Source organism: Duganella sp. GW821-FHT07F09 (assembly GCF_059418705.1).
Window position 1 is genome coordinate 144,856 of sequence record NZ_JBWKQJ010000009.1, and the last position, 22,019, is coordinate 166,874.

17 protein-coding genes are annotated in these 22,019 nt (G+C 70.4%); 16 read left to right on the forward strand and 1 reads right to left on the reverse strand.

Annotated elements, in window-relative coordinates; translation table 11 throughout:
- Positions 1-94: 94 nt before the first annotated feature.
- On the reverse strand, positions 95-1,426 hold the full coding sequence (locus AC07P1_RS23115) for a FecR family protein (protein ID WP_494698046.1): 1,332 nt from the start codon (positions 1,424-1,426) through the stop codon (positions 95-97).
- A 229-nt stretch (positions 1,427-1,655) separates the two neighbouring features.
- On the opposite strand from AC07P1_RS23115, the gene AC07P1_RS23120 reads away from it, so the two are divergent.
- The 16 genes from AC07P1_RS23120 to AC07P1_RS23195 all read left to right on the forward strand — a co-directional run bounded on the left by AC07P1_RS23120 (position 1,656) and on the right by AC07P1_RS23195 (position 22,017).
- Positions 1,656-3,527 (forward strand): CHASE2 domain-containing protein, encoded by a 1,872-nt coding sequence (locus tag AC07P1_RS23120; protein WP_494698047.1) that lies wholly within the window; start codon positions 1,656-1,658, stop codon positions 3,525-3,527.
- A complete protein-coding gene (locus AC07P1_RS23125) occupies positions 3,524-4,744 on the forward strand; it encodes a tetratricopeptide repeat protein (protein ID WP_494698048.1) in 1,221 nt (406 codons plus the stop codon). Before AC07P1_RS23120 ends, AC07P1_RS23125 begins: the two co-directional genes overlap by 4 nt.
- 86 nt (positions 4,745-4,830) lie before the next feature.
- Positions 4,831-5,574 carry a Crp/Fnr family transcriptional regulator gene (locus AC07P1_RS23130; RefSeq protein ID WP_494698049.1) on the forward strand — a complete coding sequence of 248 codons (744 nt, stop codon included), beginning with the start codon at positions 4,831-4,833 and terminating at the stop codon, positions 5,572-5,574.
- 151 nt (positions 5,575-5,725) lie between these two features.
- Entirely contained in the window at positions 5,726-6,520 is a 795-nt protein-coding gene (locus tag AC07P1_RS23135) for an ABC transporter permease (protein WP_494698050.1), read from the forward strand.
- On the forward strand, positions 6,520-7,743 hold the full coding sequence (locus AC07P1_RS23140) for an ABC transporter ATP-binding protein (RefSeq protein WP_494698051.1): 1,224 nt from the start codon (positions 6,520-6,522) through the stop codon (positions 7,741-7,743). Before AC07P1_RS23135 ends, AC07P1_RS23140 begins: the two co-directional genes overlap by 1 nt.
- Positions 7,740-9,068, forward strand: a complete 1,329-nt coding sequence (locus AC07P1_RS23145; protein ID WP_494698052.1) for an FkbM family methyltransferase — start codon at positions 7,740-7,742, stop codon at positions 9,066-9,068. The genes AC07P1_RS23140 and AC07P1_RS23145 overlap by 4 nt, the downstream gene beginning before the upstream one ends.
- An 8-nt stretch (positions 9,069-9,076) precedes the next feature.
- The gene (locus AC07P1_RS23150; RefSeq protein ID WP_494698053.1) at positions 9,077-12,202 is read left to right on the forward strand and encodes a glycosyltransferase; all 3,126 of its coding nucleotides are present in this window, start codon (positions 9,077-9,079) and stop codon (positions 12,200-12,202) included.
- Positions 12,199-13,179, forward strand: coding sequence for a glycosyltransferase family 2 protein (locus AC07P1_RS23155; protein WP_494698054.1), 981 nt, complete (start codon positions 12,199-12,201; stop codon positions 13,177-13,179). The genes AC07P1_RS23150 and AC07P1_RS23155 overlap by 4 nt, the downstream gene beginning before the upstream one ends.
- A complete protein-coding gene (locus AC07P1_RS23160) occupies positions 13,172-13,573 on the forward strand; it encodes a GtrA family protein (RefSeq protein ID WP_494698055.1) in 402 nt (133 codons plus the stop codon). The genes AC07P1_RS23155 and AC07P1_RS23160 overlap by 8 nt, the downstream gene beginning before the upstream one ends.
- Complete coding sequence (locus tag AC07P1_RS23165; RefSeq protein ID WP_494698056.1) at positions 13,570-15,648, forward strand: DUF7024 domain-containing protein; 2,079 nt, start codon at positions 13,570-13,572, stop codon at positions 15,646-15,648. The genes AC07P1_RS23160 and AC07P1_RS23165 overlap by 4 nt, the downstream gene beginning before the upstream one ends.
- Before the next feature lie 11 nt (positions 15,649-15,659).
- Entirely contained in the window at positions 15,660-16,346 is a 687-nt protein-coding gene (locus AC07P1_RS23170; protein WP_494698057.1) for an NAD-dependent epimerase/dehydratase family protein, read from the forward strand.
- Positions 16,336-17,310: a glycosyltransferase family 2 protein gene (locus AC07P1_RS23175; RefSeq protein ID WP_494698058.1), complete on the forward strand. Its 975-nt coding sequence runs from the start codon at positions 16,336-16,338 to the stop codon at positions 17,308-17,310. Before AC07P1_RS23170 ends, AC07P1_RS23175 begins: the two co-directional genes overlap by 11 nt.
- Positions 17,310-17,702 carry a GtrA family protein gene (locus AC07P1_RS23180; protein ID WP_494698059.1) on the forward strand — a complete coding sequence of 131 codons (393 nt, stop codon included), beginning with the start codon at positions 17,310-17,312 and terminating at the stop codon, positions 17,700-17,702. Before AC07P1_RS23175 ends, AC07P1_RS23180 begins: the two co-directional genes overlap by 1 nt.
- Positions 17,703-17,711: 9 nt before the next feature.
- A complete protein-coding gene (locus AC07P1_RS23185; RefSeq protein ID WP_494698060.1) occupies positions 17,712-19,034 on the forward strand; it encodes an NAD(P)/FAD-dependent oxidoreductase in 1,323 nt (440 codons plus the stop codon).
- A 1-nt stretch (position 19,035) separates the two neighbouring features.
- A complete protein-coding gene (locus tag AC07P1_RS23190; protein WP_494698061.1) occupies positions 19,036-20,994 on the forward strand; it encodes a hypothetical protein in 1,959 nt (652 codons plus the stop codon).
- A gap of 165 nt (positions 20,995-21,159) precedes the next feature.
- A complete protein-coding gene (locus AC07P1_RS23195; protein ID WP_494698062.1) occupies positions 21,160-22,017 on the forward strand; it encodes a methyltransferase domain-containing protein in 858 nt (285 codons plus the stop codon).
- Positions 22,018-22,019 lie beyond the last annotated feature (2 nt).

The following is a 22,019-nucleotide window of genomic DNA, read 5'->3' on the forward strand; positions in this document are numbered from 1 at the left end:
GCATAAAAAAACCGGCGCCTCGTGTCGTTATATACACGGGGCGCCGGTCGGCGGAGATGGCCGCCATTCGCGGCCGCCTTTTAATTCGATACCCTCACCTGGCGGGGGCGGCGGTCCACACCGTCACGCCGGAAATGACACGGCGCGCCGTCAGATTACTCTGGAAGAGATAGGTCGCGCCGCCGTCGCCACCGAGCACGCCATACACCAGCATATTACTTGGCAGCGCAAACTGGTTCACCGAAGTGAACTGGCCGTCCTTGGTCACATTGCCGAACGTGGCCAGCTTATATAATGTCGCTTGGTCGATCACGTCGAAACTGGTGGTGAAACTGGCCTTGCCGAAATCAACATTCAATTGTCCGTTTTGCAAAGCCGCCGCGCTGCGCAATTGGGTCTGCGAATCGCGCACCGAGGCCTCGCCGCCGGCCAGCGCGAAGCCGGCGCTGCCGCGCTCGGGCAACACGTAGGGCGCCCCTTCCTTGCCGCGGAACAACACATAGACTTCGTTGGACGCCAGCCTTACCGCCCCGTCCTTGCTCAGGGTGGCGTTGGGCGCCTTGTCGACCAGCGTTTGCCAGCGCCCCCAGCTCACCGCCTGGGCCGGACCGACCTCGATCAGCGGCGGCGCCACCGGCGGCGCCACCGGCGGCGGCGTGTCCGGGATCGGAGTGGGCTCCGGCGGCGCGGTGTTGATCTGGATCTGCGTTTGCAGGCTCAGGTTTTTCTTGGCGTCGAGGCTCGGTTCGTTGGCGGCGCCGGCCGGCGCGCCCTTGCCCTCGTCCGGGTGTGGCGGCGACGCCACGTCCGGCATCAGTGACGGACTGGACAACAACTGCGGCGCGGCCTGGCCCCGCTGAATCTGCAGCAACTGGCCTTTTTGCGCGGCCGCCAGCTCGCGCGCGCCGCCCCCTTCGCACGGACCGGTGCCCTCGGCCCGGCAACCGCCGGCCAAAGCGCTGACCGTGACCGCCCCCGACACCACCGCCACCCGCGAGGTGTCCTTGTCGGTGAAGACCGTGAAATCGGTGCCGCGCACGCCAATCGCCGCCACCGGCGTGTTGAACCGGAAGTTCTGGCGCGCCAGCTTGACCGCCTCGCCCGACTGGCTGCGCGCCACCCCGCTCAGCAGTTCGAGCTTGATGCGGGTGTTGGCCGGGTTGACCGCGTCCACGTGGTAGCTGACGATGCGCGCCTCGGTGTTCGGGCGCAGGATGAACAAGCCCTTGTCCAGCGTCTTGATATAAACATAGCCGTCGGCGCCGGTGTGCAGCAGTTCGCCCTCGCCCACCGGGTCGCCCAGCCGCGCCGGATTGCCCGCCACCTTGGCCGCGCCGGCGACAAAGATGATCTTCCCTGCCTCTCCGGCAAGAACTTGCCCCGCAAGCAATGCGGCGGCGGCGATGCAAACAAATTGACGCAGCATGATGAACTCCCTTTTTTCCGTATACCATTATCCGGCGCGCGACACCAGGCGCGGTGATGGCCGTCACAATTCTACAGAAATAACAATTTCCTTCAGGCTAGCGTTACACTTTGTAGCAAAGGGGCCACGATTATGTTTCCTGCGGCAACTAAGCTATACTCGAACATTTGATCCGGCGGCATCCGCCCCCGGAAGCGGCCCGCCTCGCGGCGACGTTCTTACTATATAGATGACATTTTCGGGATTTTCCTTTCGCCGCCCAGCGCCCGCGCTGTTCGCCCGCGGCGGCATCGCGCTGGCGGCGGTGCTGCTGACGCCGGCTTCGCATTGGCTCAGCTCGCCCGGGAATTCCTTTTTCGCCGACGAATGGCTGCGCGACAGTTTCCTGCGCATGCGCGTCAGCACCGCCCCCGAACCGCGCATCCTCGTGGTCGACATCGACGAGGCCAGCATGGCCGAACTGGGGCCGTGGCCCTGGCCGCGCGCGCGCCTGGCCGACCTGGCTGAAACCTTGCTCACCAGCTATGGCGCGCGCGGCGTCGGCCTCGACATCGTGCTGCCGCGCCCGGCCGACGCCGACGGCGACACCCGCCTGGCGCTGCTGGCCGCCCACGCGCCGCTGGTGCTGGCGCAGGCGTTCGACTACGGCGCCCATCGTCCGGCCCCGCTGCGCGAGGGCCTGCTGGCCGGCGCCGGGCCGCTGCCGCCCGGCGACCGGTTGCCGGCCGCGAGCGGCTACATCGGCAACCATCCGGGCTGGCGCGACGCGCCACACGTCGGCAACATCGGCTACGTGCCCGACGCCGACGGCGTGTTGCGGCGGGTGCCGCTGCTGACCCAATTCGATGGCCGGGCCTATCCGGCGCTGGCGCTGGCGCTGCTGCGCGGCTGCTGCGCGGCCACGCCGGCGCCCGCGCCGGACGGCGCCGTGCTGCGCGTGCCCTACCGGCGCGACTGGAACGCCTACACCGTGGTGTCGGCCGCCGACATCCTGGCCCAGCGCATCGCCGCCGACGGCGCCGCCGGCCGGGTGGCGCTGGTGGGCTCCTCGGCGCTGGGACTGGGCGACCGCGTCGCCACGCCGCTGGCGGCGAACCGGCCCGGCCTCGGCGTGCAGGCGGAAATCCTGTCGGCGCTGCTCGACAACCAGGCCGGCGCGTCGCCGGCGCCGTGGCCCGGCCGCCTGCTGGCCACGCTGTACGCGGGCGCCGCCACGCTGCTGGTGATGGCGGCGCTGCCGCGGCTGTCGGCGGCGGCCGGCGTCGCCCTGCTGGCCGGCGCCGCCGCGCTGTGGCTGGCGCTGGCCTACGCGCTGGTCCCGCACGACCCGGCGCTGGTGAGCACCGCCCCCTTGGCCACGCTGGGCTTCCTGCTGACGGTGGCCGTGCCCTACCAGTGGCAACAGGCGCAGCGCCGCTCGCGCCACCTGCTGGGCACCTTGCGCCAGTACGTGGCGCCGTCGGTGGTGCAGCAGCTGCTGCGCCAGGACATCGCCGACCCGCTCAAGCCGCGCCAGCTCGACGTCACCACCCTGATCGCCGACATGGAGGGCTATACCGGCCACGTCGAGGCGCTGCCGGTGGAACAGGGCGCGCTGCTCACGCGCAGCTTCCTGGCCTGCCTCACCGGGCCCGTCATCGACCAGCAGGGCACGCTCGACAAATACACCGGCGACGGCCTGGTGGCGTTCTGGGGCGCGCCGCTGCCGCAGGCCGAGCACGCGGACCTGGCGCTCGAGGCGGCCGCCGAGATCGTGCGCCGGGTGCGCGCGCTGAGCCAGAGCCGCGAACGCGACGGCTTCGCGCCGCTGCGGGTGCGCATCGGCGTCGAGAGCGGCCCGGCCATGGCCGGCGATTTCGGCACCAGCTTCCGCAGCATCTATACCGCCGTCGGCGACAGCGTCAACACCGCCTCGCGGCTCGAGCAGGCCGCGCGCGAGTTCCCGCACGACGTCATCGTCGGCGCCGGCACGGTGGCGCGCGCGCGCCGCCACCAGTTCATCCCGCTGGGCGAGCGCCTGCTGCGCGGCAAGGAAAAGAGCACCGCCCTGTTCACCATCGCCGCCACGTCCACCGCCGCCGCCGCGGCGCCGTCCGCATGAGCGTGCGCGCCGCCGCCCTGTTGCTCGGCGCCGCGCTGCTGGCCGGGGGCGCGCGCGCCCAGGACGACGCCGACACCACCCAGGACATGTACCGCGACGCGCTGCGCTCGATCGCCGAGGGCCGCCGCGACGACGCCAGCGACACCTTGCAGCGCGTCATCGAGCGCGAGCCGCTGCACGCCGGCGCCTGGCTGGACCTGGCGCTGATCCAGTGCGCGCTGGGCCGCGCCGCCGAGGCCGAGCGGCTGTTCGAGGCGATCGAGCGGCGCTTCGCGCCGCCGCCGGAGATCGGGGCGCTGATCGCGCAGGCGCGCGCCGGCGGCTGCGCCGGCTGGACCGCGCGCGCGCAGTATAGCGTCATGCTCAGCCGCGGCATCGACCAGAACGTCAACCAGGGCGCCGACAGCGCGCTGTACCAACCGCCCGGCGGCGACGGCGGCCTGGTGCTGCTGCCGGACTTCCTGCCCAAGCACGACCAGTACTCGGTGCTGTCGGCCGACTACATCCGCGACCTCACGCCCAACGGCACCCAGGGCTTCGTGCAATTCCAGGACCGCCGCAACGACCGCCTGAGTGCCTACGACAGCGCGGCGCTGTTCGCCGGCGTCGACACGCCGTGGCGCCACGGCGACTGGAAGCTGCGCACCAGCGCCAGCGTCGGCCTGACCACGCTGGGCGGGGCGCTGTACCAGCGGCAAACCCAGCTCCAGGGCCAGCTGCTGCCGCCGCTGCCGCTGCCCGAGACCGTGCAGCTGTCGCTGCACGCCGGCCTGACGCACGTCGACTACACCACGCTGGCCAACTTCCGCGGCAACACGGCCGAGGTGCGCGGCAGGCTGGTCTACCGCAGCGGCAACCACTACGCCAGCGCCAGCCTGGGCTTGCTGAACGACCGCGCCAGCGAGGACCGGCCCGGCGGCGACCGCCACGGCAAGCTGCTCGCGCTGCAGTGGCGCCAGTTGCTGCCGGCGCAGGCCACGGGCGAAGTGGGCTACACGCGCCAGACCTGGCGCAGCCAGAGCGCCTACTCCCCCGGGCTGATCGACACGGTGCGGCGCCAGGCCACCCAGGCCTGGCGCGTCACCCTGACCTACCCGCTGGGCGCCAACCAGAACCTGCTGCTCGAGGCGCGGCGCACCCAAAACAAGGAAAACATTTCGATCTTTCAGTACAATGACCGCCAATTGCAGCTAAGCTGGCAGTGGCTGAGCCCGTGAATCGACCGGGCGCCGTGCGCGCCCCCCGGCCGCCGGCGCCGGCCGCGCCACCCCGACACCGAAGAGAACAACCCCGCCCGCCATCCATGCAGAACACCGACGCCAACTTGCCGCCCCAGGACGCCGCCGTGCCCGAGCCGGCGGCGCGCCCGCCCGACCTGCACATCCACCTGCGCAAGATCCCGTTGCTGTCGCAACTGACCGAGGACGAAATGACCAAGGTCAAGGCCGACATCCGCATCCGCGGCTACGCCAAGCGCGAGGTGGTGCTGCACAAGGGCGGCAGCGGCGACGGCCTGCTGTTCCTGCTGGCCGGCCAGCTGCAGGTGGTCGACATCACCGAGGACGGGCGCGCCATCGGCCTGCGCATGCTGGTGCCGGGCGACTTTTTCGGCGAGATCGCGCTGATCAACAATTCGACCCGCTCGGCGTCGGTGGTGGCCACCAACGACGTGCTGGTGGCCTTCCTGCCGGCGCCGACGGCCATGCACCTGTTCTCCCACTCGCCGTGGGTGGCCCAGCAGATGCTGCGCCACCTGGCCCAGAAGATCCAGCGCGACTCGGAGTTCCGCGCCCTGCTCAGCATCAACAACACCACCCGGCGCATCTACAACTTCCTGCTGCTGCAGCACAGCCACAGCAACGGCGAGGACGTGGTCGAGAACCTGCCGACCCACCAGGATATCGCCAACATGATCAACACCAGCCGCGAGACCGTCACCCGCGCGCTGCTGACCCTGGCGCAGCAGGGCGTGGTGCGCAAGGACGCCCACCGGCTGCTGATCCTGGACCTGGCCACCTTGCGGCAACTGGGCAAAACGGCCGGCTAGGGCCGGCTCCGGGCGCGCCCCTGGCGTAACAATGTGTTACGAACATGGCAAAAGTGCCGCGCCGATAGGGTATAATCGCGCGCTCACCACGACAGGCAGCTATGATTTTTCTCCTCCACCCCACGTTTCCGGGCGCCCGCCCGCGCCGCGCATGAGCGCGATGCTGCGTGCCCTCTGGCACAGCCGCGGATTCGTGCTGGGCAGCGTGCAAAGGGAGTTCCAGTCCAAGTACCGCAACACCATGCTGGGAGGGCTGTGGACCGTGCTCAACCCGCTGGCGATGATCCTGGTCTACACGCTGATCTTCTCGCAAGTCATGCACAGCCGCCTGCCCGGCGACGCCAGCCGCTACGGCTACAGCATCTACCTGTGCGCCGGCGTGCTGGCCTGGGGCCTGTTCGCCGAAATCACCACGCGCGCGCAAAACATGTTCCTCGAGCAGGCCAACCTGCTCAAGAAGATCAGCTTCCCGCGCATCTGCCTGCCCGTGATCGTGGTGCTCAACGCGCTGACCAACTTCGGCATCATCTTCGGCCTGTTCACCGCGTTCCTGGTCGCCACCGGGCAGTTTCCCGGCGCCGTGTTCGTGCTGCTGCTGCCGCTGCTGGCGCTGCAGGTGGCGCTGGCCATCGGCCTGGGCCTGGTGCTGGGCGTGCTCAACGTGTTTTTCCGCGACATCGGCCAGTTCTTCCAGATTTTCATCCAGTTCTGGTTCTGGTTCACGCCCATCGTCTATCCGGCCTCGATCCTGCCGGCCGAGCTGCGCCCGCTGCTGGCGTGGAATCCGATGGCGGCGGTGATCCAGTCGTGGCAAACCGTGCTGCTGACGGGCAAGGCGCCGGACTGGGCCGCCCTGCTGCCGGCCGCCGTCGCCGCGCTGCTGCTGTGCGCGCTGGGCATGCGCCTGTTCCGCAAGCGCGCCGGCGAAATGGTGGATGAACTCTGATGGGCGCGATCACCGTTAGCAAGCTGGGCAAGGCCTACAAGCTCTACCCCACCCGCTGGTCGCGGCTGTGGGAATGGCTGCTGCCGTTCCGCGGCCCGCGCCACCAGGTCAAGTGGATCCTGCGCGACATCGACTTCCAGGTCGCCGCCGGCGAGGCCGTCGGCCTGATCGGCGTCAACGGCGCCGGCAAGAGCACCCTGCTCAAGCTCATCACCGGCACCTCGCAGCCGAGCGCCGGCGCCGTCCACATGGAGGGGCGCGTGGCCGCGCTGCTGGAGCTGGGCATGGGCTTCCATCCGGACTTCAGCGGCCGCCAGAACGTGGTCATGGCCGGCCAGCTGCTGGGCCTGCGCCTCGACGAGATCGCCGCGCTGATGCCCGCGATCGAGGCGTTCGCCGAGATCGGCGACTACATCGACCAGCCGGTGCGCGTGTATTCGAGCGGCATGCAGATGCGCCTGGCCTTCAGCGTGGCCACCGCGCGCCGCCCCGACATCCTCATCGTCGACGAGGCGCTGTCGGTGGGCGACACCTATTTCCAGCACAAGAGCTTCGAGCGCATCCGCCAGTACCGCGCGGCCGGCACCACGCTGCTGCTGGTGTCGCACGACAAGCAGGCGATCCAGTCGGTGTGCGACCGCGCCATCCTGCTCGACGGCGGGCGCCTGGCGCGCCAGGGGCCGCCCGAGGAGATCATGGACTACTACAACGCCCTGATCGCCGAGCGCGAGAACGCCACCGTGCAGGTGGCCGCGCTCGACGACGGCAAGGTCCAGACCATCTCCGGCACCGGCGAGGCGACCGTCAGCGCGATCGCCCTGCTCGACGCCGCCGGCGCGCCGGTGGAGGTGGTCGACGTCGGCGCCGAGGTCACGCTGGAGGTGACCGTGTCCACCCGCGCGGCCATCCCGCGCATGGTGCTCGGCTACATGATCAAGGACCGCCTGGGCCAGACCATGTACGGCACCAACACCGACCTCAAACAGATGCCGCTCGAGCACGTCGACGCCGGCCGCCGGGTGGTCTACCGCTTCCGCTTCCCGATGAACCTCGGCGCCGGCACGTATTCGGTGGCCACCGCCATCGTCAGCACCGACACCCATCTGGTCAACAACTACGAGTGGCGCGACCTGGCGCTGGTGTTTACCGTGGTCAATATGCGCCGTCCCCATTTCGAGGGCTCGGCCTTCCTCGACCCGTCGATAGAAATTTCCCACCCATGAGCTTTATCTCCTACGCCCAAAACGCCGAAGACGTGCTGCTGTGGCGCGCGCTCAAGCACCTGCCGGCCGGATTCTACATCGACGTCGGCGCCAACGATCCCGAGGAGCACTCGGTCACCAAGGCGTTCTACGACGCCGGCTGGCACGGCATCAACATCGAGCCGATGCCCTCCTACCACGAGGTGTTCCTGCGCGAGCGCCCGCGCGACATCAACCTGGCCGTCGCCTGCGGCGCCGCCGAGGGCAGCATCACGCTGTTCGACACGCCGGCCGTCAACGGCTGGGCCTCGACCGACGCCGCCACCGCCAGCGCCCACCGCGCCGACGGCATCGCCGTGGTCGAGACCGAGGTGCCGCTGCGCACCCTGGCCGGCATCTGCGCCGAGCACGCGCCGGCCGAGATCCATTTCCTCAAGATCGACGTCGAGGGCTTCGAGGGCGAGGTGCTGCGCGGCATGGACCTGCGGCGCTGGCGCCCGTGGCTGCTGGTGATCGAGGCGACCCTGCCCAACAGCCGCGAAACCAACCACGCCAGCTGGGAGCCGCTGGTCACGCCGCACGGCTACCAGTTCGCCCACTTCGACGGCCTGAACCGCTACTACGTGGCCGACGAGCATCCGGAACTGCTGGCCGCGCTGGGCGTGCAGCCCAACGTCTTCGACGACTACATCAGCCACCACCTGGACAAGGCGTGGCGCCGCGCCACCGCCGCCGAGCTGGCCGCCGCCGCCGCCGAGGGCCGCGCCGCCGCCGCCGAGGCCGATGCCGAGGGCCGGATCGCCGCCGCCGCCGCCGAGCTGGCCCAGGCGCGCGCGCTGCTGGCCGACGCGCGCGCCCAGACCGCGCAGGCGCAGGAACAGTTCCACGCCGCCGAGCAGGCGCTGCGCGAGGCCGAGCGCGCCAGCAAGACGGTCCAGGACCACGCCGACGCGGCCGAGATCAGCCGCCGCGAGACGGCGGCCTGGGCGCGCGAGCTCGAAAGCAGCCTGAACGCCACCCACGCCAGCTGGTCGTGGCGGCTGACCAAGCCGCTGCGCCTGGCCGACCGCTACAGCCGGGCCGGGGCGGTGGCGCCGAAGCTGCGCCGCGCGCTGCGCCGCGGCGTCGTCGCGCTGGCCGCGCGCCCGCTCGTGCGGCGCGCGGCGCTGGCCGTGCTGCGCCGCTTCCCGGCGCTCGACGCGCGCGCCATGGGCTGGTACGCGCGCCTGCGCGGCACCATGGCGCCGGCGCCGGCGCAGCCCGGCGTGCCGCCGGCGCTGGCCCATCTGCCGCAGTCGGCGCGCCAAGTGCTGGCCGACCTGCAGCGCTCCCGTTCCACTTCCTGATCCCCACCATGCGTATCGTTATCGACTTGCAGGCTTGCCAGAACGGCGCCGCCGCCGACCCGGCGGCCACCCTGGCCATGGCGCAAAGCCTGGCGCGACTGGCCGCCGACCACACCATCCTGATCCTGCTGCACGCGCGCCACGCCGACGCCATCGACGCGCTGCGCCTGGCGTTCGCGCCGCTGCTGCCGGCCGGGCGGCTGCACGTGTTCGACGCCCCCGCCGGCGACGGCGCCTGGAGCCAGCGCGCCGCCGAGGCGCTGCGCGAGACCATGCTGGCCGACCTGCGCGCCGACCTGGTGTGGACGCCGGGCGCCTTCGACCGCGCCGGCGCGCCGGCCGTCTGCGTCGGCGCCGTGCCGTCGGCCTACACGGTCGATGCGGCCGCCGCGCTGGCCGCGCCGCCGGCCGGCGCCGGCCAGGCCGGCGCGCCGTTCTACCGCCAACAGCAGGCGCTGCGCCAGGCGCGCCTGCTGACGGCGCCCGACGCGGCCACCGCCGATGCCCTGCGCGCGGCCGCGCCCGGCGTCGAGGTGGTCGTCGCCGACCACGCCGAGGCCTTGCTGGCGGCCCTGCTGCGGGCCGGCGCGGCCACGGCCCCGGCCGTACCGGCCGCGCCGCGCGCCAAGCCGCGCATGGCCTATCTGTCGCCGCTGCCGCCGCAGCAATCGGGCATCGCCGACTACAGCGTCGAACTGCTGGCGCAGCTGGAACAGTTTTACGACATCGAATTGATCGTCGAGCGTCCGGACGCGTGCGAAGAACGCCTGCGCGCCTGCTTCACGCTGCGCGACGTCGACTGGTTCGAGCGCCACGCCGGCCAGTACGACCGCGTGCTCTACCACTTCGGCAACAACGGCGTGCACCAGCACATGTTCGAACTGCTGCGCCGCCATCCGGGCGTGGTGGTGCTGCACGACTTCTTCCTCAGCGGCGTGCTCGACAACATGGAGCGCGACGGCTACCTGCCGCACGCCTTCCTCGGCGCGCTGTACGAGTCGCACGGCTACAGCGGCCTGTTGGCGCACCGGCGCGACGGCCGCAACCCGTCGATCTGGCAATTCCCCTGCAACAAGGCGGTGCTCGACAACGCCACCGGCGTCATCGTCCACTCCGAGTTCTCGCGCCGCCTGGCGCGCCACTGGTACGGCGGCGACGACGCCGCGCTGTGGCGCACGGTGCCGCTGATCCGCGGCCTGCCGCCCGGCCACCAGGCCGGCGCCGCGCGCGGCCAGGCCCGCGCCGCGCTCGGGCTGGCCGACGACGAGTTCGTCGTCTGCAGCTTCGGCATGATGGGCGTGACCAAGCTCAACGACCTGCTGCTGGACGCCTTCCTGGCCTCGCCGCTGGGCGCCGATCCGCGCTGCCGGCTGGTGTTCGTCGGCGCCGCCGATCCCGGCCTGTACGGGCGCGAGATCGGCCGCAAGATCGCCGCCAGCGCGGCCGCCGGGCGCGTGCGCGTGACCGGCTTCGTCAGCGCCGGCCAATACGCCGACTGGCTGGCCGCCGCCGACGCCGCCGTCCAGCTGCGCAGCATGACGCGCGGCGAGACCTCGGCCTCGGTGCTCGACTGCCTGCTGTACGGCCTGCCGACCGTGGTCAACGCGCACGGCTCGAGCGCCGACCTGCCGGCGGACGTGTTGGTGCGGCTGGCCGACGAGTGCGGCAGCGGCGAGCTGGGCGACGCCCTGGCCGGCCTGCACGCCGACGCCGGCGCGCGCGCCGCGCTGGCCGCGCGGGCGCGCGCCCACATGGCCGCCCACCACGCGCCGCAACAGGTCGGCCCGCTGTTCCGCGACGCCATCGAGGCGCTCACCGCGGCCAGCCCGCGCAGCCACTACGCGGCGCTGGTCGAGGCGCTGCGCCGGCTGCCGGCGCCCGGCGACGCCGAGCTGACCCGCACCGCCGAGGCGATCGCCGCCAACCGCCTGCCGCGCGCGCCGCGCCAGCTGTTCGTCGATATCTCGGCGCTGGTGCAAAGCGACCTCAAAACAGGCATCCAGCGCGTCGTGCGCAGCATCGTGCTGGGCCTGATCGAGGCGCCGCCGGCCGGCTACCGCATCGAACCGGTCTACAGCGACGGCGGCAACCGCCCCTACCGCTACGCCCGCGCCTACACCCTGGCCATGCTCGGCTGCGAGCCGATGGCGCTGGAGGACGCGCCGCTCGAGGTGCGCGCCGGCGACATGTTCCTCGGGCTCGACCTGTTTACCAACGGCACCGCGCAAAACCGGCGCCGCCTGCGCGACATGCGCCGCCACGGCGTGCAAGTGTATTTCGTCGTCTACGACCTGCTGCCGGTGCTGCGCCCGGACGTGTTCCCGCTCGGCGCCGAAGGCTATTTCGCCGACTACCTCGACACCATCGGCGAGGTCGCCGACGGCCTGGTGTGCATCTCGCGCGCCGTCGCCGACGAGCTGCACGACTGGCTGGCCGCGCGCCCGAACCGCGCCCGCCCCGACCCGCTGCGGCTGGGCTACTTCCACCTCGGCGCCGACATCGACGCCAGCGCGCCGAGCTTCGGCCTGCCCGACAACGCCGAACAGGTGCTGGCGGCCGTCGCCGCGCGCCCCAGCCTGCTGATGGTGGGCACGCTCGAGCCGCGCAAGGGCCAGGCGCAGGCGCTCGAGGCGTTCGAGCTGCTGTGGCGCCAGGGCGTCGACGCCAACCTCGTCGTCGTCGGCAAGCAGGGCTGGATGATGGAGGCGCTGGCCGAAAAACTGCGCACGCACCCGGAGCGCGAACGGCGCCTGTTCTGGCTGGCCGGCGTGTCCGACGAGATGCTGCTCAAGCTGTACCGCGCGTGCGCCGCGCTGCTGGCCGCCTCGGTCGGCGAGGGCTTCGGCCTGCCGCTGATCGAGGCGGCCCAGCACGGCCTGCCGATCATCGCCCGCAACCTGCCGGTGTTCAGGGAAGTGGGCGGCGAGCACGCCTACTACTTCGACGCCGCCGACGCCGGCGCGCTGGCGGCCACGCTGGCGCAATGGCTGGCGCTGCACGCCGAGGGCCGCGCGCCGCAGTCGGCGGCGCTGCCGTGGCTGACCTGGAAGGACAGCACCGCGCAACTGGTGCAAACGCTCACGCAGGCGCGCTGGCACCGCCAGCTGGCGCCGTCGACCACGGGCGCGCCATGAACGGGCGCGCAGCGGCCCGCGTCGCCGTGGTGATCCCGAGTTACCGCGTCACGCGCCACATTCTGGGCGTGCTGGCCGGCATCGGACCGGAGGTGGCGCGCGTCTACGTGGTCGACGACCGCTGCCCGGACGGCTCCGGCGCGCTGGTGCGCGCGCAGTGCGCCGATCCGCGCGTGCGGGTCATCGAACACGCCGACAACCAGGGCGTGGGCGGCGCCGTCATGAGCGGCTACCGGGCCGCCATCGCCGACGGCATGGACGTGATCGTCAAGGTCGACGGCGACGGCCAGATGGATCCGGCGCTGATCCCGCGCTTCGTCGCCCCCATCGTCAACGGCGAGGCCGACTACGCCAAGGGCAACCGCTTCTTCGACCTCGAGCAGATCCGCCGGATGCCGGCGATGCGCCTGTTCGGCAACGCCGTGCTGTCGCTGATGACCAAGCTGTCGTCGGGCTACTGGGACCTGTTCGATCCGACCAACGGTTACACGGCGATCCACGCCGACGCCGCGCGCCACCTGCCGTTCGACAAGATCAGCAAGCGCTACTTCTTCGAGACCGACATGCTGTTCCGCCTCAACACGCTCAACGCGGTGGCGGTCGACGTGCCGATGGACGCCAGCTACGGCGACGAGGTCAGCAACCTGAAAATCTCGAAGATCGTCAGCGAATTCCTGTTCAAGCACGCGCGCAACTTCGGCAAGCGCATCTTCTACAACTACTATCTGCGCAATATGTCGCTGGCCTCGGTCGAGCTGCCGGTCGGCCTGGCGCTGCTGGGCTGGGGCACCGTGTACGGCCTCTTCCATTGGATCGCCTCGGCCAAGGCCGGCGTGGCCACGGCGCCCGGCACCGTGATGCTGTCGGCGCTGCCCGTGCTGATGGGCGCGCAACTGGTGCTGGCGTTCCTGGCGTACGACATCGCCTCGGTGCCGCGCCGCGCGATCCACCGCATGACGGGGTTCCGCCGTGCTTAAGCCCGCGCCGTCGGCGCCGCGCGCGCGCGCCCAGTTCCTCGTCTACCTGCTCGGCGGCGTGCTCAGCGCCGCGTTCGACGTCGCCGTCATGCAATTGCTGATCGCCGGCGGCATGGCCGAGCTGCTGGCCACCAGCGTCGGCTTCGCCGCCGGCTTCCTGGTCAACTACACCTTCCACGCCCGCGTCACCTTCAGCCACGCCAGCCGCGCCAGCTTCCTGCGCTACCTGTGCCTGGTGCTCGTCAACTACCTGCTCACGCTGGCCGTGGTGGCGCTGTCGCTGCGCCTGGGCGGCGGCGCGCTGGCCGGCAAGCTGGTCTCGCTGCCGATCGTCGCCGTCAACGGTTACCTGCTGGGCAAGCACTGGGTGTTCACCTCCGGAAAGGCCGTATGACCACATCCCCCCCATCGCTCGGCGGCGGGCGCCGCGCCCACCTCGCGTTCGGCGCCGCGCTGCTGGCCGTGTTCGTGTACATGGTGCTGCGCAACCGCGGCCCGCTGCCGATGGTGTTCGCCGACGAATGGCTCTACAGCCAGTTCGCGCGGCTGCTGCCGCTGGCCGAGAGCACCTTGCCGTCGTACCTGTACCTCAAGCTGTTCGGCGCCACCTCGGCCTGCGGCGACGCCTTCCTCGGCTGCGCCCGGCTGGGCAACGCCGCGCTGTTCGTGCTGGCCGCGCCCTTCATCTACCTGGTGGCGCGGCCGGTGACCGGGCGCGACGCGGCGATGGCGGTGGCCCTGGCCGGCGTGCTCAGCGGCGCCAATTCGTACACCGCCTACTTCATGCCGGAATCGATGTATTTCCTGTGCTTCTGGGTGCTGAGCTGGGCGGTGCTGGCCGAGATCGGCGGCATCGGCCTGCGCGGCGGCCTGGTGACCGGCCTGCTGCTCGGCCTGATGAGCCTGGTCAAGGTGCATGCGCTGTTCCTGCTGCCGGCGCTGGTCGTCCACGCGCTGTGGCGCGGCTGGCGCGACGCCCGCCCGGCGGCCGGCGTGCGCTGCGCGCTGGCGCTGGCCGCGACCATGCTCGCGGTCAAGTTCGCGCTGGGCTGGCTGCTGGCCGGGCCGGCCGGACTGGACCTGCTGGGCAGCTTCTACGGCAGCCACGCCGGCAACAAGCACGGCGCCGTGCTGGAACGGCTGCTGGCGCCGGCGCTGTGGAACCTGCGCGGCCACGCGATGGCGTTGACGCTGCTGTTCGCGCTGCCGTTGCTGGCCCTGGCGGCGGCCGCCGCCGGGCGGCCGGCGCGCGACGCCGCCGGACGCGACGGGCGCGCCGCGCTGGTCTACACCGTGCTGACCTTGGGTGCGGCGCTGGGCATGACGGTGGCCTATACGGCGTCGATCGCCGACGCCGGCCCGCTCGAGGGCGTGCGCCTGCACCTGCGCTATTACGACTTCGTGTTCCCGCTGCTGGCGATCGCCGCCGCCTCGCCGCTGCTGGCCGCGCCGCTGGCGCCGCGCGTGCGCCTGGCGCTGGCGCTGGCCGCCGGCGCGCTGCTGTGCTACGCCACGCTCAAGCTGCTGCCGACCTACCAACTCTCCTATGTCGACGGCCCGGAGCTGGCCAGCGCGACCGGCGAGCGCAACATCTTCCACCTGCTGGCGGGGCTGCAGCTGGCGGCCGTCGCGGCCTGGTACTGGCGCCCGCGGCTGGGCCGCGCGGCCTTCCTGTGGCTGCTGCTGCCGGCCTTCGCGCTGCGCGCCGAGATCACCACCCACGAGCGCCTGGCGCAGGCGGCGGCGCCCGACGCCTATGACCGCGCCGGCGTCGCCGCGCGCCAGCTCGCCCCGCACCAGCGCGACGCCATGCTGCTGCTCGGCGACGAGGGTGCCGGCCTGCCGCGCGCGCTGTTCCACGTCGACCGCGCCGCCACCCGGATCATGCCGGTGGCGCCGGGCACCCCGGTCGAGGCCAGCCTGCTGCCGCGCGGCCTGGGCCACCTGATGGTGATCGGCCAGCATGCGCTGCCGCCCGAACTGGCGCCGCAGGTGGTGACAAACGACTATACTCTGACTGTGCTGCCGCCGTCGCGGGTGGCGCGGCAGGTGATGTTCTGCCTGCCCGAGCGCGACGACACGCTGAGCGGCTTCGAAGGCCTGGCCGAGCGCGAACCGTGGGGCAGCTGGTCCAACGGCAAGCGCGTGGTATTGCATTTCACCAAACCCTTGCCGCGCGACATGACGGTGTTCCTCAACGCCAGCGCCTTCGGCCCCAACGCCGGCCAGCGCTTCACGCTGCGCGTGGGCGACCAGGCGCGCCCGTTCACCCTGTCGGGCCAGCTGAGCGAGCACACGTTCCGCCTGCGCAGCGACGGCCTGCAACACACGCTGGTGATCGACGTGCCGCACGCCGTCTCGCCGCAACAATTGGGCATGGGCGGCGACACCCGCGAACTGGGCATGGCCCTGATTTATCTTGAAGTCGGCGAAGTGATCGCGCCGGCAAACACCGCAACAACCAACTGAAGAAAAAGACTATGATTATCGGTAACGGACTACTGGCCAGGGCCTACACCCCCTACCTCGCGGACAACACGGACGTGATCGTGTTCGCCTCGGGCGTGTCGAATTCCCGCGAAACCGATCCGGAGGAATTCGCGCGCGAACGGCGCATGCTGGAAAAGGCGCTCGACCAGCGCAAGAAGCTGGTGTATTTCAGCAGCTGCTCGATCGCCGACCCCGACCAGGCCAACGCCCCCTACGTGCTGCACAAGCAGGCGCAGGAGGCGCTCATCGCCGGGCGCGCCGCCCACTACGCCATCTTCCGCCTGCCGCAGGTGGTCGGCCGCATCGACAACCCGCACACGCTGACCAATTATCTGTACCAGACCATCTCCAGCGGCGACATGTTCCACGTCTGGACCAAAGCGCGCCGCAACCTGATCGACGTCGACGACGTGGCCGCCATCGGCGCGCGCCTGCTCGCCCGCGGCGACGCCGACAACCGCGTCACCAACATCGCCTGCCCGTTCCCGGTGGCGATCCTGGACCTGGTGCGCATCTTCGAATCGGTGATGGACCGCCGCGCCTACTTCGACCTGATCGAGTCGGGCGGCAGCTACGACATCGACGTCGAGCTGGCCATGTCGGCCGCCGCCGAGGCCGGCATCGTCATCGACGACAACTACATCCACCAACTGATACGGAAATACTATGCCGACTGACACCGCGCCCTACCTGTCGTTCGTGATCCCGGTGTACGGCAGCGAGAAGGTGCTGCCCGAGCTGGTGTCGCGCCTCGACGAGGTGATGGAGACCTTGCCGCTGGCGCGCAAGAACTATGAAGTGATCTTCGTGTGCGACTGCTCGCCGGACCGCAGCTGGGCGGTGATCCAGTCGCTGTCGGCCAGCCACCCGTGGGTGCGCGGCATCCTGCTGCGCATGAACGCCGGCCAGCACAACGCGCTGATGGCCGGCTTCGCCGAGGCGCGCGGCCAGATCGTCATGACCATGGACGACGACCTGCAGCACGCGCCGTCGGACATTCCGGCGCTGCTCGCCGAGCTGGCCGGCGGGCGCGACGTCGTCTACGCGCGCTTTCGCAGCCGCAAGCACGCCAGCTGGAAGATCTGGGGCAGCCGCCTGAACGACAAGGTGGCCGGCTACCTGATGAACAAGCCGGCCGGCCTGTACCTGTCGCCGTTCCGCGCCATGAAGGCCTCGATCATCCGCGACGTGCTGCGCTACCGCGGCCCGTACGTGTATGTCGACGGCCTGATCCTGTCGGTCACGCGCAACATCGGCACGGTCGACGTCGACCACCACGACCGCTACGCCGGCGACAGCGGCTACAGCCTGCGCAAGTCGATCTCGCTGTGGCTGAAGATGGCCACCAACTTCTCGATCGTGCCGCTGCGCCTGACCTCGTTCGCCGGCCTGCTCATCGCCGGCCTCGGCTTCGTGTTGGCGGTGCTGCTGGTGATCCAGAAATTCACCGTCGACGCCATGCCGATCGGCTGGTCGTCGCTGATCGTCACCATCCTGATGATCGGCGGCGTGCAGCTCGTCGCCCTGGGCATGCTGGGCGAATACCTGGGCCGGGTGCTGCTGACCTTGAACTCGCGGCCGCAGTACGTGGTCGGCGAGACCGTCGGCCTGGACGCCGGCGCCGGCGGGGAGGCGCGCTGATGCGGCAATTCCTCCTGTATTGCCTGTGCGGCGGGCTCGGCGTGAGCACCGACTACGCCGTGTTCTACCTGTGCGTGACGGCCGGCCTGTGGTACCAGGGCGCCAACCTGCTGGGCTACCTGGCCGGCACGCTGCTGAGCTTTGCGCTGAACCGGGTGCTCACCTTCGGCATGCGCGACCGCGTCGCGCAGCGCCTGGCCATGTTCCTCGGCGTGGCCGCGGTCGGCTTCGGCGCCTCGGCCGTCCTGCTGTGGGTGCTGGTGCAGCACGTCGGCATCGACCCGCGCTTGGCCAAGGTGCTGACCCTGCCCATGGTGGTGGTGCTGCAATTTACGCTCAACCGCCGCCTCACCTTCAACGCCGCCCAGCGCGGCGCAAACCCTTCGACCTGATCCCGATCCATGACCACCTCTTTTGACGCAGTTATCGTCGGCGCCGGCTTCACCGGCCTGACCTCCGCCCTGCAACTGGCGCGCGCCGGCCACAAGGTACTGGTGCTGGAGGCCGACACCGGCCCCGGCGGCCTGGCCGGCACCTTCGAGTTCCGCGATGGCGTGACCATCGAAAAGTTCTACCACCACTGGTTCGACAACGACGTCTACGTGCCCGAACTGGTGCGCGAGCTGGGCATGGAGGGCGACGTGGTGATCATGCCGTCCAAGACCGGCATGTACTTCAACGGCCGCCACTGGCGCCTGTCGACCCCGCTGGACCTGCTGCGCTTCAAGCCGCTGCCGCTGATCGACCGCGTGCGCCTGGGACTGATGGTGCTCAAGGTGCGCAAGGTCAAGGACTGGAAATCGATCGAGCACCTCACCATCCGCGAATGGCTCGAGCCGCTGTGCGGCAAGAACGCCTACCGCATCGTCTGGCAACCGCTGATCGAGAACAAGTTCTCGGTGGTGGCCGACGTCGTCAACGCGGTGTGGATGTGGAAGAAGCTGGTGCTGCGCGGCAGCACGCGCGACGCCAAGGGCGGCGAGCAGCTGGCCTACTTCAAGGGCGGCTTCGGCCGCCTGGCGCAGGCCATGGCCGACGAGATCGCCCGCCTCGGCGGCGAGGTGCGCTACAACACGCCGGTCACCGGCGTCGACGCGGCAAACGGCGCGATCGCGGCCATGCACACGCCGGCCGGTCCGGTGAGCGGCCGCGAATACCTGCTCACGCCGGCCTTCCCGGTGATCGCCAACATCCTCGAGGGCAGCGCCGACGCCGCCTGGCTGGCCAGCCTGCGCCGGGTCGGCTACCTGGCCAACCTGTGCCTGGTGCTCGAGCTCGACCGCAGCCTGTCGGACACCTACTGGATCAACGTCAACGATCCGGGCTTCCCGTTCGTCGGCGTGATCGAGCACACCAATTTCGACAGCCCGGCCAACTACGACGGCAAGCACATCGTGTTCCTGTCGCGCTACCTGCCCAAGGCCGACCCGCTGTGGAGCTACGGCGACGAGGCCTACCTGGACTTCGCGCTGGGCCACCTGCAGCGCATGTTCCCCGACTTCAAGCGCGAATGGATCCACGAGTTCCGCGTCTGGCGCGCCGACTACGCCCAGCCGATCACCGAGCGCGGCTACTCGGACTACGTGCCGGGGCGCGCCACGCCGTTCGGCAACGCCACCATCAGCACCATGGCGCAGATCTATCCGGAGGACCGCGGCACCAACTACGCGATCCGCGAGGGGCGCTCGGTCGCCGCCGAGATCGCCAAGCGCCTGGAAGCCTGAGGTGGCCCGCCTGTCGCCGCAAGAGGCGCGCCGCGCCCTGCCCTATCTGCTGATCGCGCTCGCCACCGCGCTGCTGTTCCTCTGGTTCGGCCGGCGCCCGGGCGAGCGGGTCGGCGACGGCTCCGAGTACTACGCCATGTTCTACGCCTGGAGCGAGGGCTGGCGGCCGTGGATGACGGCCGCGGCCAACGCCGCCTACGACCAGTTGCAAAAGGGGTCCGACGTGGTCGGCCTGGTGCCGCGCACCTGGTTCTACGAGGCCTTCAGCGAACTGCGGGTGGGCGACACCACCGACTTCAACCATTTCTGGTTCTACAGCCTGCTGGCGCTGGCGTGCCAGAAGGCGGCGCTGCTGGTCGGCGTCCAGCTGTCGATCCACGCCAGCTTCCTGACGCTGCACGCACTGCTGCTGGGCGGCACCACGGCCGCCGCCTACCGCTACTACGGCTGGCGCGGCGCGGCCGTGATGGTGCTGATGATCGTCGGCTCGCCGGTGCTGTGGTTCCTCGACAAGGTGCACACCGAGCCGTTCACGGTCTGCCTGCTGTTGCTGGGCATGATGCAGATGCACCGCTCGCGCTACGCCGCCGCCTCGCTGCTGTTCGCGCTGGTGTCGACGCAGAACCCGAGCTTCGCGCTGATCGCCGGCATTCCTTGGGCCTACCGCGTGCTGCTGCAATGGCGCCAGCGCTACAGCAAGACCGAATTGCTGCTGCTGGCGGCCGCCGCCGTCACCGTGCTGCTGCACCCGGCCTACTACGAGATGCGCTACGGCGTGCCCACGCCGCAACTGCTGGCCGGCGGCGCCGAGCTGGGCAGCAACTTGTCGAGCTTTTACGTGTGGATCGTCGACCCGGACCTGGGCCTGCTGCCGAACTGGCCGCTGGGCACGGTCGCGCTGCTGGCCGGTGCCGCGCTGTGGTGCTGGCGCCGCGGCGGGCCCAAGCAGGCGTCCCATGGCTGGCACGAGGTGTTGTTCATCGTGGCCTACCTGGTGGTCAGCTTCTACGCGCAGTCGTCGACCAGCAACCTCAACTCCGGCGCCACGCCGGGCCTGGCGCGCTACGCGCTGTGGTACCTGCCGCTGGTGTTCACCTTGTTGCTGTGGATCGCCGAGCAATGCCCGTGGGGCAGCAAGCGCGGCTACGCGGCGCTGCTGGTGGCCCTGGTGCTGACCGGCGCCTCGATCCGCCGCTACGATCCACGCACGCCCGAGCAGTACGTGACGCCGTCGTCGCTGTCGTACGCGCTGCAGTCCAGGCTGCCAACCTGGTATGATCCGCCGCCGGAAATTTTCATGGAACGCTTTTCCGGCCACGGCGAGGAACGCGCCTACGACTTGATCGTCGGCCCGGACTGCCGCAAGACCCTGCTGATCGGCCACGTCAACACGCCCGGCGCGATGTCGCCCAACCAGTGCCTGTTCGACAATGACAAGCTGAGCGCCTACCGGCGCGCGATCGCGGCCAAGGCGCCGCAGCAATTCGCCTATGTCTACCTGAGCGACGCGCAGGCGATGGCGATGCTGCTGACGGTGTCGCCCGAGCCGTACAAGCTGGGTCTGGCCGACAACGGCGGCTTCGTATTGGGACGCGGCTGGGGCCAGCGGGAACCGTGGGGCGTGTGGTCGATCGGCAAACGATCGGAACTCAACTTCCCCTGCAGCGGCAAACAGTTCTACCGCACCGACCAGGCGTTCGGCGTGGCGCTGACGTTGCAGCCGTTCGGCCGGCAATCGCTGACCGTGCGGGCCGGCAAGCGGGTGTTGTGGCAGGGACCGGTGGTGCCCGACGGGCCGCCGATCCGCTTCAGCATACCGCCCGACAACTGCCGCGCCGGCGTGTCGACGGTCGAATTGGCCGCGTCGAACCCGACCCGTCCGTCGGACGACGGCAAGTCGCGCGACAGCCGCCAGCTGGGTGTGTCGATGAGCGGTTTCCAGATCCTCGGGCAGCAATAAGCGTTTATCTGGAAACGCCCCGGCGGCCTGGCGGCGCAAATCCCGGCGGCGACCGGGGGCGCCATGGCCGCCCCCCCCTTTTTGGGCGAATAACAGAAACCGCTTGTCTTTTGCTTCATCTTGCCATAATTTAAACGCTTCATCACAACATGATCAGGAGCGTCCATGGCATGCGTCGTATGCGGCACCCCCACCGTGCCCGGCTTGACCGACTGGCACAGGACTTGTCCGGCCTGCGGCTATGAAAGCGCGGCCCTGGAGCCGACCATCAACGACGCCGGCGCCCACACCCGGCTTAACGAGGCCGACCGCGAAGCGGGCCTGAAAGCGATACGGCAGGAAAATTTCCGGACCATCGCCGGCTACGCGGCGCGGCTGGCGCCGCCCGCCGCCGCCACCCTGCTCGATGTCGGCAGCGCCCACGGCTGGTTCCTCGAGGCGGCGGCCGGCCGCTTCCGGGTGCTCGGCCTGGAACCCGACACCACGGTCGCGGCCGGCGCCGAAGCGCGCGGCCTGCCAGTGCGCAACGGCTATTTCCCCGGCGCGCTGCGCGACGGCGAACGTTTCGACGTGATCGTCTTCAACGACGTCATCGAGCACATCCCGGACATCCGCGCCGCCCTGGCCGCCTGCCACGACCGGCTCAACCCGGACGGCGTGCTGATCCTCAACCTGCCCAGCAGCAGCGGACTGTTTTATCGCCTGTCGAAACTGTTCGCGCGCGTCGGCTGGCGCGGGCCGTTCGAGCGGCTGTGGCAAAAAGGCTTGCCGTCACCGCATGTGCATTATTTCCGGCCGAGTAATCTGGCCAGGCTGGCCGACAGCGCCGGCTTCACGCTGGAATTGGACGCCGAGCTGCCGGCGGTGCGCGCCAACGGGCTGATGGCCCGCCTGCGCTGTGCCGGAAAAACCGGTGCCGCCGCGCTGTACGCCAACTACGCGGCGGTGATGCTGGCCTTGCCGGTGCTGCGCGCCTTCCCCAGCGACATCGTGGTCTGCGTCTACCGCAGGCGCCCGAACTGACG

Coding starts and splice junctions, on each gene's coding strand:
- AC07P1_RS23135 (WP_494698050.1), top strand. CDS start 5,726: ATGAGCGCGATGCTGCGTGCCCTCTGGCACAGCCGCGGATTCGTGCTG.
- AC07P1_RS23150 (WP_494698053.1), top strand. CDS start 9,077: ATGCGTATCGTTATCGACTTGCAGGCTTGCCAGAACGGCGCCGCCGCC.
- AC07P1_RS23180 (WP_494698059.1), top strand. CDS start 17,310: ATGCGGCAATTCCTCCTGTATTGCCTGTGCGGCGGGCTCGGCGTGAGC.
- AC07P1_RS23195 (WP_494698062.1), top strand. CDS start 21,160: ATGGCATGCGTCGTATGCGGCACCCCCACCGTGCCCGGCTTGACCGAC.
- AC07P1_RS23130 (WP_494698049.1), top strand. CDS start 4,831: ATGCAGAACACCGACGCCAACTTGCCGCCCCAGGACGCCGCCGTGCCC.
- AC07P1_RS23120 (WP_494698047.1), top strand. CDS start 1,656: ATGACATTTTCGGGATTTTCCTTTCGCCGCCCAGCGCCCGCGCTGTTC.
- AC07P1_RS23115 (WP_494698046.1), bottom strand. CDS start 1,426: ATGCTGCGTCAATTTGTTTGCATCGCCGCCGCCGCATTGCTTGCGGGG.
- AC07P1_RS23185 (WP_494698060.1), top strand. CDS start 17,712: ATGACCACCTCTTTTGACGCAGTTATCGTCGGCGCCGGCTTCACCGGC.
- AC07P1_RS23140 (WP_494698051.1), top strand. CDS start 6,520: ATGGGCGCGATCACCGTTAGCAAGCTGGGCAAGGCCTACAAGCTCTAC.
- AC07P1_RS23145 (WP_494698052.1), top strand. CDS start 7,740: ATGAGCTTTATCTCCTACGCCCAAAACGCCGAAGACGTGCTGCTGTGG.
- AC07P1_RS23125 (WP_494698048.1), top strand. CDS start 3,524: ATGAGCGTGCGCGCCGCCGCCCTGTTGCTCGGCGCCGCGCTGCTGGCC.
- AC07P1_RS23170 (WP_494698057.1), top strand. CDS start 15,660: ATGATTATCGGTAACGGACTACTGGCCAGGGCCTACACCCCCTACCTC.
- AC07P1_RS23155 (WP_494698054.1), top strand. CDS start 12,199: ATGAACGGGCGCGCAGCGGCCCGCGTCGCCGTGGTGATCCCGAGTTAC.
- AC07P1_RS23175 (WP_494698058.1), top strand. CDS start 16,336: ATGCCGACTGACACCGCGCCCTACCTGTCGTTCGTGATCCCGGTGTAC.
- AC07P1_RS23165 (WP_494698056.1), top strand. CDS start 13,570: ATGACCACATCCCCCCCATCGCTCGGCGGCGGGCGCCGCGCCCACCTC.